At 62.2% G+C, this 14002-nt stretch carries 11 protein-coding genes; 5 read left to right on the top strand and 6 right to left on the bottom strand.

What is annotated here, in order from left to right; genetic code table 11:
- Positions 1–20 precede the first annotated feature (20 nt).
- A complete protein-coding gene (gene ureG, locus KQ659_RS15500) occupies positions 21–773 on the top strand; it encodes an urease accessory protein UreG (RefSeq protein WP_216688259.1) in 753 nt (250 codons plus the stop codon).
- A gap of 58 nt (positions 774–831) precedes the next feature.
- On the opposite strand, the gene KQ659_RS15495 is transcribed toward ureG, so the two are convergent.
- Together KQ659_RS15495 and KQ659_RS15490 are read right to left on the bottom strand one after the other, a co-directional pair.
- Positions 832–1575 (bottom strand): LytR/AlgR family response regulator transcription factor, encoded by a 744-nt coding sequence (locus KQ659_RS15495; RefSeq protein WP_216686169.1) that lies wholly within the window; start codon positions 1573–1575, stop codon positions 832–834.
- 171 nt (positions 1576–1746) lie between these two features.
- Positions 1747–2772, bottom strand: coding sequence for a sensor histidine kinase (locus tag KQ659_RS15490; protein ID WP_216688260.1), 1026 nt, complete (start codon positions 2770–2772; stop codon positions 1747–1749).
- A 212-nt stretch (positions 2773–2984) separates the two neighbouring features.
- Here KQ659_RS15490 and KQ659_RS15485 point away from each other — a divergent pair, with 212 nt between their 5' ends.
- Positions 2985–5402, top strand: a complete 2418-nt coding sequence (locus KQ659_RS15485; RefSeq protein WP_216688261.1) for a TonB-dependent receptor domain-containing protein — start codon at positions 2985–2987, stop codon at positions 5400–5402.
- Positions 5403–5430: 28 nt separating this feature from the next.
- Here the strand turns inward: KQ659_RS15485 and KQ659_RS15480 are convergent, their stop codons facing one another.
- Entirely contained in the window at positions 5431–6336 is a 906-nt protein-coding gene (locus KQ659_RS15480; RefSeq protein WP_216688262.1) for an urease accessory protein UreD, read from the bottom strand.
- Positions 6337–6463: 127 nt separating this feature from the next.
- Here KQ659_RS15480 and KQ659_RS15475 point away from each other — a divergent pair, with 127 nt between their 5' ends.
- The 3 genes from KQ659_RS15475 to KQ659_RS15465 all read left to right on the top strand — a co-directional run bounded on the left by KQ659_RS15475 (position 6464) and on the right by KQ659_RS15465 (position 9435).
- Entirely contained in the window at positions 6464–7213 is a 750-nt protein-coding gene (locus KQ659_RS15475; RefSeq protein WP_216688263.1) for a J domain-containing protein, read from the top strand.
- A gap of 126 nt (positions 7214–7339) precedes the next feature.
- A complete protein-coding gene (locus KQ659_RS15470) occupies positions 7340–7843 on the top strand; it encodes an ankyrin repeat domain-containing protein (protein ID WP_216688264.1) in 504 nt (167 codons plus the stop codon).
- Positions 7844–8790: 947 nt separating this feature from the next.
- Entirely contained in the window at positions 8791–9435 is a 645-nt protein-coding gene (locus KQ659_RS15465; RefSeq protein WP_216688265.1) for a TonB family protein, read from the top strand.
- A gap of 9 nt (positions 9436–9444) precedes the next feature.
- Here the strand turns inward: KQ659_RS15465 and KQ659_RS15460 are convergent, their stop codons facing one another.
- The 3 genes from KQ659_RS15460 to scpA all read right to left on the bottom strand — a co-directional run bounded on the left by KQ659_RS15460 (position 9445) and on the right by scpA (position 13967).
- Entirely contained in the window at positions 9445–9738 is a 294-nt protein-coding gene (locus KQ659_RS15460; RefSeq protein ID WP_216688266.1) for a DUF1304 domain-containing protein, read from the bottom strand.
- A 147-nt stretch (positions 9739–9885) separates the two neighbouring features.
- Positions 9886–11475 carry a T9SS type A sorting domain-containing protein gene (locus tag KQ659_RS15455; RefSeq protein ID WP_216688267.1) on the bottom strand — a complete coding sequence of 530 codons (1590 nt, stop codon included), beginning with the start codon at positions 11473–11475 and terminating at the stop codon, positions 9886–9888.
- A 281-nt stretch (positions 11476–11756) separates the two neighbouring features.
- Positions 11757–13967, bottom strand: a complete 2211-nt coding sequence (gene scpA, locus KQ659_RS15450; RefSeq protein WP_216680240.1) for a methylmalonyl-CoA mutase — start codon at positions 13965–13967, stop codon at positions 11757–11759.
- Positions 13968–14002: the final 35 nt, after the last annotated feature.

Here is a 14002-nt window from a genome sequence, read left to right as displayed (position 1 = left end):
AAAAGTCCGCGCTACTACTCATGGCTTTTGTCGAAAAACTCGCCCTGCTTCTCCACGGCCACCAGCACGAAGCCTACGAATCGCCCGGCGACTTCAACGAGCGCGAAACGCGCCGCTTGCCGTCCTACCGCAATTTTCGCAAGCGGGCCTTCACCGTGGGCATCGGCGGGCCGGTGGGCACGGGCAAAACGGCCCTGCTGAAATCCCTGTGCGAGCGCCTGCGCCACGAATTCGAGCTGGGCGTGGTCACCAACGACATTTTCACCCGCGAAGACGCTGAATTCCTCATCCGGAATAGCGCCCTGAGCGCAGACCGGATTGTGGGCGTGGAAACCGGCGGCTGCCCGCACGCGGCCATCCGCGAGGATATTTCGCTGAACATGGACGCCCTCGAAGGACTGATGCAGCGCTTCGAATTCAAGCTGGATTTTTTATTCGTGGAGAGCGGCGGCGACAACCTGGCCGCCCACTTCAGCCGCGAGCTGGTGGACTATTCCATCTACGTTATCGACGTGTCGGGCGGGGATAAAATCCCGCGCAAGGGCGGGCCGGGTATCACGCAGTCGGACCTGCTCATTATCAATAAAATTGACCTTAAAGACTTGATTAAAGCCGACCTCGGCGTGATGGAACGGGACTCGAAGAAGATGCGCGGTGACGGCCCGTTCCTGTTTGCGCGGGCCGTGGATGGGTTTGGGTTGGAGGAGATTATCGGCCACATCAAAGCCGCTAAGGCGCGGGCGCTGGCCGCCGTGCGCGAGGATAGGCGGTAGTAGCGCGGACTTTTAGTCCGTGAGTTAATCCCGTTCACTCGCGGACTAAAAGTCCGCGCTACTGCTCCCGAATCTGCCGGTAGAGCATTTCTCGATACGTTTCGCCCACCGGAATCTCCTTGTCCTGAATATAAATCGTGTTGCCATCGACCATGCGAATCTTGTCGAGCGACACGATAAAGGACTTGTGCACCCGTAGAAACGGCGGCTGCGGCAGCGTCTCGGCCAGCTCCTTCAGGGTTTGATACGTCACCACGCGCTGCGTGGGCAGGTGGATGGACACGTAGTTGCTTAGCCCCTCGATGTAGAGAATGTCGGCGTAGTTGACGCGCAGAAACTTGTTCTTGCTCTCGCCTTTCACAAACATATGGCCGGTGGGCGGCGGGGCCAGCACGGCCGAAACCGGCGCTGCCAGCTGGGCGGGCGCGGCGGGCTCCGGCGCGGGGCCGGGCAGCAGCGCCAGGGCCTTTTGCGCCGCTTTGAAAAACCGCTCGAAGGAAATGGGCTTGAGCAGGTAGTCCACCACGTCGTTTTCGTAGCCTTCGAGCGCGTATTCGGGGTAGGCGGTGGTGAGGACGACTTTGCAGCGGTTGCCGGCCAGCTTAAGGAACTGCAGGCCAGTGAGCTTGGGCATCTGGATGTCGAGAAACACCAAATCGACCTGGCCCTGCTGCACCAGCGTCAGGGCTTCGATGGGGTTGGTGGTGGTGCCCACCAGCGTGAGGAAGGGCAGCTGGCCGATGTAATCGGCGAGAATGAGCAGGGCAGGGGCTTCGTCATCGACGGCGAGGCAGCGAATCATGGGCGGGGGGAGTTTAGGAAGGGTAAAGAACGGCAGGCAGCAATCCATCTGTCATCCTGAGCGCAGCGAAGGACCTTATCACGGTCGAACGATGGATACTAATCCAACTATTTACCGCAAACTGTTCATCGGTAATAAGGTCTTTCGCTGCGCTCAGGATGACAAACGGCTTCACCCCACCAGCCGCAACGAAGTCACAAACTGCTCTTCCGCCGCCCCAACGTGCAGCGTGTGCCGCTCCGGATATAGCAGCGCCAGCCGCCGGCGCAGGTTGGGTAGGCCGATGCCGGTGGTAGCATCCTTGTTATCGTCGCTGCGCTGGTTTTCGACTTCGAACTGCAGCTGCTCGCCTTCGATATTCAGGCGAATGTGGACGGGGTGAGCGGGGTCGTCGAGGACGCCGTGCTTGATGGCGTTTTCGACGAAGGGGATGAGGACGAGCGGGGCCACGCGGCGGCCGGCGGGCTCGCCGGTCACGGCGAAATCGACGTGGAAGCTGTCGGGGAAGCGCAGGCGGTAGAGGGCTAAATAATTGTGCAGGTACTCGATTTCCTTTTCCAGGTCGACTTGGCCGTCAGGGCTTTCGTGCAGCATGTAGCGCATCAGCTCCGAGAGTTTCAGGATGGCGTTGGCCACGGGTTTGGCCACCGGGTAGGCCATGCTGAAGAGCATGTTGAGGGTGTTGTAGAGGAAGTGCGGGTTGATTTGGGTCTTGAGGAAAGCGACTTCGGCGGCGCGCTTTTCGGTGCGCAGCTGGCGGTTTTCGCGCTCGCGGTGCACGGCCGCGCTGCCGGCCCATAGGGCGGCGCTCACGACAATCATGGGGCTGCCAAAAAACATATTATCGAAGATGTAGTACCACACCTTCGTGTCGGGCGAGTAATTGTGGAAGCCCAGTACGGCGGGATAAATCACCTCCTCAATGAGCGCCCGCGCCCCGATGTAGAGCGCCAGCACACCCAGCAGCGCCGCCACTAGCTGCGGGGCGCGGCCCGAGCGTAGCAACCGTGGATATACCACCAGGTAGCACAGGTAGAACTCCGCGAAGCGAATAAACAGGACCGAGGCCGTGAGCCAAAACCCGATGCGCAGTCCCGCCTGATGATGCAGGAATAAGCCCAGGAATTCGTAGCCGCCATACAGCAGCCAGCCCAGAACGTGCCAGCGAAGAGCGGATTTGGTCAGGAGGGAAGCCATATGTAGGGGGATAATAATTGAGTGACCAAAACTACCGCTCCCGGCCGCGCCCCGCACCTTTTTTATGCCAACCCCCGGTTTTGGGATGCCAACCGGGGAAAGGCACGAAAAGGGCGCTGGCACCGGGTTTTGGCGGGTTGGCATACTATTTTTTGTCCTGAAAATGGGCGCGCTCACCTTTGACTCGTCATTCAGCCAACCCCTTTTTCGTGATGAAAACGCTACTCCGCCTCCGCCTTTTTCTGCTGCTGCTCGTGCTGCCGGGGCTCGCCCAGCGCGCCGCTGCTCAGTCGGCCACCGCCACCGGTTCCATCCTCGATGCCGCCGGCCAGCCGCTGGCTTTCGCCACCGCCGTGCTGCTGCAATTGCCCGATTCCACCATTGCCAATTCCCAAACGACTACCGAACAGGGCGGCTATGCTTTCACCAGCATCAAGCCCGGCCGCTACTGCGTGAAGGCCCTGCTGATGAGCTATGCCAGCGCCCGTAGCGCCGCTTTCGTGGTGGGCAAAGAAGCCGTGACCGTACCCGCCCTGCGCCTGGCCCCCGCCGCCACCGCCCTGCAGGAAGTGACCGTAACCGGCACCACGCCCATACTGGAGCTGCACGCCGACCGTACCGTGCTGAACGTGGAGCGCCTGAACACGGCCGGCGAAACCGCCCTCGAAATCCTGAAAAAAGCTCCCGGCGTGACGCTGGACAAGGACGACAACATCGTGTATCGGGGCAGTACCGGCGTAAACGTGCTCATCGATGGCAAGCTGACTTACATGAGTGGCGCGGCCCTGAGCAATTACCTGAAGTCGCTGCCCGCCTCGGCCATCAGCCAGATTGAGCTGCTGCCCAACCCGCCCGCTTCGCTGGACGCCGCCGGCACGGCCGGCGTGCTCAACATCAAGCTGCGCCGCAGCCAGCGCCCGGGCCTGAGCGGCACCTACAGCCTGGGCCTGGGCCAGGGCCGCTACGAGAAAAGCTGGGCCGGCACCAACCTGAGCTACAACGTGGGCAAGGTGCGCCTCTTCGCCCGCCTCGACGGCGGCCGCTACAACTCCTTCAACCGCCTTACCATGATTCGCACCATCCGCGACAGCCTCTTCAACCAGGAAAACGTGTGGCGGCCGCTCATGTACGCTGGCACCTACGCCACCGGTGCCGACGTGGCCCTGACCGCCCGCCAGAGCATCGGTCTGCAGCTGCGCGGCGGCTTAACCACCACCGACGCCGTGCGCACCAGCAACTCGGTGACCACCGACGCGGCCGGCAACCCCGGCGGCCGCCGCCAAATGACCAACCCCGAAACCAGCAATAATAATAACCTGGCTCTGAACGGCTACTATCGCTTCGCCCTCGACAGCACCGGCCGCGAGCTGAGCGCCGACCTCGACTACGTGCGCTACACCAGCGCCAGCAACCAAAGCTTCCGCAACCTGGTGTTTGCGGCCGGCAGCGAAGAGGGCCGCCCGGCCGAGCAGCTGCGCAGCGCGGCCTCGTCCGAAACTACCATCCGGGCCGCCAAAATCGACTACGTGCACCCCTTCGCCGGCACCAAGTGGCGGGCCGAAACCGGCGCGAAAACCAGCTGGGTGACGTCGCGCAGCGCCATTCAGTTCGATAAGCTGGCCGGCAGCGAATGGCTGCTTGATGCGCTGCGCACCAATCAGTTCCAGTACGACGAGCACATTTCGGCCGGCTACCTGAGCGTGAACACCAGCTATGGCCGGCTGGAACTGAAAGCGGGCCTGCGCGGCGAGCTAACCCAGACCAGCGGCCACTCGGCCACTACCGGCGAACAGGTTGACCGCCGCTACTTCCAGCTGTTCCCCAGCGCCTTCGCCCGCTACAAAATAACGGAGCAGGACCAGGTGAGCGCCTCCGTCAGCCGCCGCATCACCCGCCCCAACTACCAAAGCCTGAATCCTTTCCTCAACTACTCCGACTTCTATACCGCGCAGCAGGGCAACCCGTTTCTGGCGCCCTCGCTCTCGCAGTCGTTCGTGTTCAACTACTTGCACAAAGACTTCCAAATCCTGAGCCTGAGCTACCTGCACGAAACCAACTCGGTGAACCCTGTAGTGACCCAGAACGACGTGACCAAGGTATCGACCAGCACTCCGCAGAACCTGGCCCAGGCCAGCACCCTCACCCTGAGCTCGGGCGGCCACACCGATATCACGAAGTGGTGGGGCGTGGATAACCAGCTGAGCGGCAGCTATACGCAAGTGGCTACCCAGGTCGAAAACCAGGCGGTGCGCCTGGCCAGCTACAGCTGGGAAGCCAGCTCCAACCACACCTTCGTGCTGCCCCGCCAATACAAGCTGCTGGTGGGCGGCGAATACAGCTCGCCCGCCGTCATGGGCCTCTACCACACCAAAGCCAGCGGCGCGGTGAACCTGGGCCTGAAAAAGCAGCTCTGGGCCGAGCGCGCCAGCCTCAGCCTTAAAGTAGCTGACGTGTTCAATACCAGCCGCTTCCGCAGCACCCTGCAATATAACAACGTGAACCAGACCTGGAACAACCAGTGGGAAAGCCGCCGCCTGACCCTGGCCTTCACCTGCAAAATCGGCAGCGGCAAAACCCAGGCCCGCCACGCCGCCGCCAGCACCGAAGAAGAAGGCCGCGTAGGGAATTAGGGAGCAGCCCAGACTTACAGCGTCCGCGCTACATTTTCCTGCCCAACGGGTTCCATCCCAGCAAATCCTCGCTAGCCAGGGCCGCCAGCAGCGCATCGCAGAGCGGCTGCAAGGCCATGCGGCTGTGCGCGGCGGCCCGTAGCAGACACACATTCTCACGCGCCCGCGTCACCGACACCACCACCTCCTGGCTGCTCAGCCGGAAGTGCGGCCCCGTGCCGCCCGGCATCTTCTGCCGCGCCAGCACTTCGGCTAAAACCTGAAAGCGCGCATCCTCCGGATTACCCACTAAAAAAACCGAGAAGAAGCTCTGATACCCGGCGAAGTTGGCCGGCGAGGCGGCTATGTTTTCCTCGGGTTGAAAGCCGAACCTATCCAGTAGCGCCAGCCGGCCGCCCACCCGCACCCGCAGCTCCGACTGAAAGGACGTGAAGGCAAACCGCTCGCCCTGGTCCATGCGGCCGGAGTGGAACCAGTCGACCAGCAACAGGAGCGCCGTGGGGGCCAGGTGCCACTCCTGCGTCTGGCGGTAGCGGCTGGCGGCCTGCGGCACCACCGGGTCGGGGAATACCACGGCCAGGGCGTCGTCGCCCAATTCGCCCACGGTGTGCTGCTCGGCCACGGCCCCATCAATGGAGCGGAAAACCCGGGTGCTGGCCTGGGTGCTCAGCACCAGTTGCGCCCCGGCCAGCACCGCCACCCGCAGCCGGATAGCGTCGCCCGCCACCAGGCCGCCGCCGTAGCTGCTCAGCACTACATGGCAAAAGCTGCCGGGTGATGCGGGTTGCAGCAGCTTCAGCGGCTGCATGTTTTTGCAGGCAATGAGCCGCGTTTTGCCGCGCACCACGGCCGCCTCCAGCATGCTCCAGGGCGGGGTGGTGGGGGTGGGGGGCAGCGGTAGCAGGGCCGGAGAAATTTCGGGAACAGGCATCATGGGCCGCTAATTACGGGCCTGGCGCTGGTAAGCGGCCGGGGCCAGGGCTCCGGGCAATAGCGCCGGCCCCGGCCGCGTTTGAAAATAGCTGCGCGTCTGTATTTTCGGGCATTGCCGCGCTTCGTCTATGCAGAATTATTACCACGTTTTGGGGGTTGGGGCCACGGCCACGGCCCGGGAAATTGAGCAGGGCTACCTGCGCCAGCGCACCCGGCTCCGGCAGCTGGCCGCCGACCCCGCCATGCGCGTCCGCCTCACCGAGGTAGAGGCCGGCTACGGCATTCTGGGCCACCCGCGCCGCCGCGTGGCCTACGATGTGCTGCTGGCCCAGGAGCCCGATATGCTCGCGCTGCCGCCCCACTACGCGGCCGCCGAGGCGCGCTGGTACCACCACGCCCGCCTGGCCCGCAGCCTGAATGTGGCGCTGTTGGCCTGCTGCCTGCTGCTGGGCCTCGACTGGGCGCTGCCGCTGCGCCAATACCCCCACGAAACCGTGCAGAGCCGCTTCCCGGTATCGGTGCCGGCCGCACTTTCCGCCCCCGAGATGGCCTACCGCGTGCACACGGTGCACACCAGCTTCCGGTTGCCCAGCGCCATTGGCCACCGGGTGCGCATGGGCCAGGCCATCGCGGTGTGGCAAACGCCCCTACTAGGCATCGTGCAGCGCATCCGCGCACCCGGGTCGCCCGACGGCCCGGCTCCCTTCCGGCCCTACGGCGGCACCATCTACGGCACCTTTTTCCTGCTGCCGCTGCTGCTGGCCGCCGTGGCCGCCGTGGGCACCTGGCCCGGCCACTCGCCCGAAACCTACGTGAATACCGCCGCCGTCGGGGCCCTGCTCACCATTCTGACGCTCGTTATGCTGCTCTGTTTCTGAGGCCGAAAGCCAGTCGTCAAACCAGTCCTGCATATCAAATACCGAAGTAATCCGTAAGCACGAGCCGGGGGCTGCCCAACACCGCGCCCCGTTCTGTGTTCCATTCCTCACTAATTTCCTTCGTTCATGGATATTACCACTGCCCGTTCCCAGGAACTCCTGTTTGATGCCGCCCGCTGCGGCGATGTGCCCGCCCTGCGCGACCTTCTGGCCACTGGCCTCACCATCGACTCGGCCAACCCCAAGGGCTTCACCCCACTCATTCTGGCGGCCTACGACAACCATCCCGACGCTACCACTTTTCTCCTCGATGCCGGGGCCAATCCCAACGCCCAGGACACCAGCGGCAATACCGCCCTGATGGGCGTCAGCTTCAAAGGCTACCCCGGCGTTGCCCAGCGGCTCATTGCCGCCGGGGCCGACCTCAACCTCCAGAACGGCAACGGCGGCACGGCCCTCATGTTTGCCACCATGTTTGGCCGCAACGAGCTGGTGCAGCTGCTGCTCGATGCCGGCGCCGACCGGACCATTGCCGATGCCCGAGGCCTCACCGCGCTGCACTTAGCTGGCCAGCAGGGCAACGAGCAAGCCTTGGCGCTGCTGGGCGGCGAAGAGCAGGCGGCGGAATAGTCTCCCACCGAGTTTCTGGTAATTAGCGCGCTTCCAGCCGCAAACAAAGGCCCCGCATACATGCTCACCCGCGTGTTGGCGGGGCCTTCGTTTGCGCAACACCCTGCGCAATTTGTCAATCTAAAGTGCCTTTTAAGATAATACTTGGAATAGAAGCTGTTTAGAAAGTCCCCAAACGGTGATGCAGCGCGCAGCGCAGCATCACCGTTTGAGTACCTTTCGTGACTTTCTAAACAACTCCATAATGTAATTTTAATCATGACTTGATTTCAGTTGATATTATAAATATTTATTGAAAGACAATACTGCCCCGACAAAGTAGGGTCATTGCACCAAATGCGTAGTTAGCGTTTTCAGGTTGAGCTTAAAAAAACATGTGTCGATTTCTGAATCGGAAGGCCTTTTCCAGCGCCAGGATTCGGTGAAATGATTTACTGGCTGCTCAAATAGTTGCAACAGCCTCCTCACAACTCGCCTTGTTCAAAGCGTGTTATTGGTCAATGCGTTGTGAATATTAGCTCAACTATAGTAACGCTAACTGTGCAATTGGTGCAATGGCCCTGCCGACAAAGCTATGGGTTTGATTTGCGCATCATTTATGTTTAATTTGCATAAATGTAACGGCTGTTAGCAAACGGCTGGCCTTTGCCAGTACATTTCCACATTATAAAATAAGTAAGACGAGCAAACATTTGCTTTCTGTGAATTATTAAATATTTGCCCGGAAAAAATTAATAATTCAGGTTTATACTTGTTCCGCCTGCACAGTGGCTTTCCCTGCTGAAAACGATTGTGGCTTATCAAACCACTGGGTTTTACGCGTAACTACTTTGTGAATAACTAATTTCCTCTACCAAAATCCTGCCCATATGCTGCTCTCTATACTGTTTGTTGCTGCGCAATTGCTGGTTGCTGGCCCATCGGCTGCTTTGAAAACTACCCCAGGCTTGCCTACTGTTTTGGCGGCTTCCGCCGTGGCGGGCCGCGTTACTAACGAGGTCGGAATGCCGCTGCCGGGTGTGTTTGTGGCGGTGCAGGGCACTCCCCAGGCCACGAGTACCAATGCCGCCGGCGATTTTCTGCTCACGCTCACCAGCGTAAAATCCGTCCTGCTGTTCAAATGCCAGGGCTACCGCGACCAGACCATGGCCGTAGCCGCCGGCAACTCGCTGACCGTGAAAATGCAGTCGCTCACCAAAGCCGTGGCGCCGCCCACCGGCCCGGTGCCCGTAGCCGTCGAAGTAGAAGCCGAGGCTGCCAGCCCGGCCACGGTGCTTAAGTTTTCGGAAGTGCTGCCGGCTTACCCGGGCGGCGAGTCGGCCTACTATGCGTTTGTGCGCCAAACGGCCCATTTCCCCGAAGAAGCCCTCAAGCAAGGTCTGTCGGGCACGGTGTACGTGAGCTTTGTGGTGGACCAGCAGGGCCGCATCGTCGATGCGGAAGTGGCTAAAGGCTGCGGCCACGGCTTCGACGAAGAAGCCCTGCGCACAATCCGCCTCATGCCGTGGTGGACGCCCGGCCTGGTGGGCGGCAAGCCCGTGCGCGTGGCCCGTACCATGTCGGTGCCATTTGCCTTCCGCTCGCGCGACTAGGTAGCGCAATCAGGCCAGCAACATGGCGGCCAGAGCCAGCAGCGCGGGCACGGTTTGTACCAGCAGGATGCGCCCGTCGGCCGTGAGCGCGCTATATATGCCCGCCACGGCCACGCAGCTCAAGAAGAATGCGCCCACGTTGCGGTGCCAGATTGGGTCCGCTATCAGCAGTGCCCAGATGAGGGCAGCCGCCAGAAACCCGTTGTAAAGACCCTGGTTGGCGGCCAGCACTTTGGTGGGTGCAAACAGTTCGGGCCGCAGGGACCGGAAGGTTTTGGGACCCCGGGTGGTCCAGGCAAACATCTCCAGCTACAGAATGTAGCCGTGAATGAGGGCCACCAGGCCGATGAGCAGTTAGCTGAGCAGGTGCATGACAGCGCGATAAAAAAGGTGACGCCCTGGCCCGCTGCAACAGCCGGCCAGGGCGCATAAGGTAAGGCCCGCGCTGCGCTAGTGCTGCACCGTGACCATTTGCGAGGTGATTTTGCCCTGGGCCACTACCCGCAGCACGTACAGGCCATCGGGCAGGGCCGAGGTGTCGAACTGGATATCGGCCGCGGCTGGCTGAATGGCACGGTTGGCTACCGGGGTGTCCAGGTGGTCATACAGCGTGGCCTGGCCGGCTGGGGTCTGGTTATCGAGCCGCAGGGTAAGCTGGTTTTGGGCGGGGTTGGGGAAGAGGGCGGGGGTACGGAAATCGTCATCGCACCCGCCTTGGCCTCGGAGGCGCCTGCCGTAGCGGGCCAGGTACCCTTGCGTTGTGGTACTGCTCCGGGCCAGCGCCCCAAAGTGGCAGCTGCCCGTGAAGGAGCCGGCCGTGTACACGTTGTTATCGTCATCGATGGCAATGCTGCCGCCGCCGCTGGTGCCGGGGCCGCCCACCAGCTCCTGCTGCTGCACGCGGCCATTGGCATTGAGGCGGGCCAGATAAGCCTGCGTGCCGGCGCTGCCCGTCACGAATACCTTCCGCGACTGCTGGTCGACGACAACGCCCTTCACCGAGGTGTTGATGGCCGTGGCCCAGTCCACGTCGCCGGTGGCATCGTAGCGGGCCACGTAGCCGGTGGGGACGGTGCTGGTGAGGGTGACGCCGTTGCCGAAATCGGCCGTGCCCAAAAAGTCGCCGCCGATGCAGGCGTCGCCCTGCTTATCGATGGCAATGGCGCCGCCCCGGTTGTTGCTGGGCACATACTTGCCCCATTGCACCTGCCCGGTGCCCGAGTCGAACAGCGCCAGGTAGTCGGAGTTGGGGCCAACGGGCAGCGACACGTTATCGAGCCGCCAGCCGCCGGCCGTGTAGCCGCTGAGGTAGCAGTGCCCGGCATTGTCCACGGCCACGCCCCGCGCAAAGCTCGAGCCCGAAGCCCCTTTCAGGCTGACCGGGGCTTTGGCCCACCGTATCTGCCCGTTGCGGTCGTAGCTCGCCAAAAAACCATCGCGGCGCCGTCCGCCAAGCACAATGGTATCGGCGGTTACGTATCCGCCCGTGACGTCGCCGCTGATGTAGCTGTTGCCGGCCCGGTCCACGGCCACACCCATGCCGTGGCTGGCCCCGTAGGCCCCTCCCTGGTTGCCGTGGGCTTGCTTCACCCAGCGCACGCGGCCATTGGCCCCGCACTTCACCAGCATTACGGAGTAGCCGAAATTCTCGGCGATGGCGCCCACCGTCTGGCCACCGGGATACGTGATGGTGCCGTGTAGCCGGCCGCTGACGTAGGTGTTCCCGTCCTCGTCAACGGCAATGTCGGTGGTATTGCTGCCTTCTTCGGCCCCCTCCAGCTTGGTCACGCGTAGCACCTGGCCCTGGGGATTGAGCTTGGCAATGTAGAGGCACCGGCCGGGCAGGCTGCTGCTGATGGTGGTGCCGCCCAGCTGTGCGGAGCCGCCCATGAAGCTACCCGTGACGTAGGCATTGCCGTCGGCATCGGCGGCCACGGCGGCCACGCCGGCGGTGGCGGGCAGGGCATAGGTCCAGGTATTGGGCTGGGCGCGCAGGGCAAAGCCGGCCAGCAGCAAACAGAGGATAAGCAGGTGTTTCATAGCAGTGAGCAATTAAAAGGTGGGAGAGTCAGGAAGGAGGACCGGGGCGGGCGGCCGGGCGCGACGCAAAGCCCTCGGCCCGGCCGGCGGCGCAGCATCGGCAAGTCGAAATGAGTAGTTTAAATATATACATTTAAATATTAATATTTATATTAAATGTGGGTAAGTTTTAATAACCGCCACCGTGTGCCGGGGGCGGCGGGGTACACAAAAAAGGCCCGCTTAATCCAGCGGGCCTTTCAACTAAACTGGATTGACGCTAGCCAACCACGCTGGGGTAACTACTCCCCCAGCTTCCCCAGAATCTCCAGCGCCGCCGTGGCGATGACCGTGCCCGGCCCGTACACGCCGGCCACGCCGGCATCGAACAGGAACTGGTAGTCCTGGGCGGGAATTACGCCGCCGGCTATCACCAGAATGTCTTCGCGGCCGAGCTCCTTGAGTTCCGTCAGAAGCTGCGGGAGCAGGGTTTTGTGGCCGGCCGCGAGGCTGCTCACGCCCACCACGTGCACGTCGTTGTCGGCGGCCTGGCGGGCTACTTCGGCGGGGGTTTGGAAGAGGGGGGCAATGTCGACATCGAAGCCCACGTCGGCGAAGCTGGTGGCGATGATTTTTGCGCCCCGGTCGTGGCCGTCCTGGCCCATTTTGGCTACCAGCATGCGGGGGCGGCGGCCTTCGTGGGTAGCAAATGCTTCGGCGGCGGCGCGGGCCTGCTCGAAGGCCACGTTGTGGCTCATCTCCTGCGAGTACACGCCGGCCACGGTGCGCGTGGTGGCCTGGTGGCGGCCAAACTGCGCTTCGAGGGCATCGGAGATTTCGCCGAGGGTGGCGCGGGCGCGAGCGGCGGTGATGGCTAAAGCCAACAAGTTAGAAGTGAAGAGTGAAGAGTTAAGAGTTGATTCGGCAGAGGCTCCCGCTTCAACTCTTAACTCTTCACTCTTCACTCCTAACTCATCAAGGCGAACTCCGGCCGCCTCCGTAATAGCGGCTAGGGCTACTTTTACGGCCACGGGGTCGCGGTCAGCGCGCACTTGTTTCAGGCGGGCAATCTGGCTTTCGCGCACCGCATCGTTGTCGATGTCAAGTACTTCGACCTCGGTTTTCTCGGTGGTCTGGTACTTGTTCACGCCCACGATAGTTTCCTTGCCCGAGTCAATGCGGGCCTGCTTGCGGGCCGCCGCTTCCTCGATGCGCAGCTTGGGCAGGCCGGTTTCGATGGCTTTGGCCATGCCGCCCAACTCTTCTACTTCCTGAATGAGGGCCCAGGCCTTGTCAGCCAGCTCGTGGGTCAAGGCTTCAACGTAATAGCTGCCGCCCCAGGGGTCTACCACCTTGGTTACGTCGGTTTCGAGTTGGAGGTAGAGCTGCGTGTTGCGGGCAATGCGGGCCGAGAAATCGGTGGGCAGGGCAATGGCCTCGTCGAGGGCGTTGGTGTGCAGGCTCTGGGTGCCGCCGAGCACGGCCGCGAGGGCCTCAATGGCGGTGCGGGCCACGTTGTTGTACGGGTCCTGCTCGGTGAGGGAGTAGCCCGACGTCTGGCAGTGGGTGCGCAGGGCCAAGCTTTTGGGGTTGATGGGATTAAAGGGTTTGATGAGCTTGGCCCAGAGCATGCGGCCGGCACGCAGCTTGGCAATCTCCATGAAGTGGTTCATCCCGATGGCCCAGAAGAAGCTCAGGCGCGGAGCGAATTCGTCAATCTCCATGCCCGCCGCGAGGCCGGCGCGCACGTATTCCAGACCGTCGGCCAGGGTATAGGCCAGCTCCAGGTCGGCGGTAGCCCCGGCCTCCTGCATGTGGTAGCCCGAAATGGAAATGCTGTTAAACTTGGGCATCCGGGCCGCCGTGTAGCTGAAGATATCGGCGATGATGCGCATGCTCGGCGCGGGCGGGTAGATGTAGGTGTTGCGCACCATAAACTCCTTCAGAATATCGTTCTGAATGGTGCCGGCCAGCTTCTCCGGACTCACGCCCTGCTCCTCGGCCGCCACAATGTAGAAGGCCAGCACGGGCAGCACGGCCCCGTTCATGGTCATCGACACCGACATCTGGTCGAGCGGAATCTGGTCGAAGAGAATTTTCATATCCTCCACCGAATCGATGGCCACCCCGGCTTTGCCCACGTCGCCCTGCACGCGGGGGTGGTCAGAATCGTAGCCCCGGTGGGTGGCTAGGTCGAAGGCCACGCTCAGCCCTTTCTGCCCGCCGGCCAGGTTGCGGCGGTAAAAGGCGTTCGATTCCTCGGCCGTGGAGAAGCCCGCGTACTGCCGGATGGTCCACGGATTCTGGGTGTACATGCTGGCGTAGGGGCCGCGCAGGAAAGGGGCCTCCCCCGCCCCAAAACCCAAGTGGTCGAGGTGGGCTACATCCTCCGGGCCGTATACGGGCTTGATGGTAATGCCTTCGGGCGTGAGCGTGGCGGCCGTTTCGGGCGCAGCGGCGGCGGCGGGCGCAGGGGCGGCGTTGTAGGGAATCGAAGAGAAGTCGGGCTTCATTATGGGGAATTCTGAATTATAAATTATAAATTATA

The organism is Hymenobacter siberiensis (assembly GCF_018967865.2).
GTDB classification, from domain to species: domain Bacteria; phylum Bacteroidota; class Bacteroidia; order Cytophagales; family Hymenobacteraceae; genus Hymenobacter; species Hymenobacter siberiensis.
This window is presented reverse-complemented; position numbering and strand designations above follow the sequence as displayed.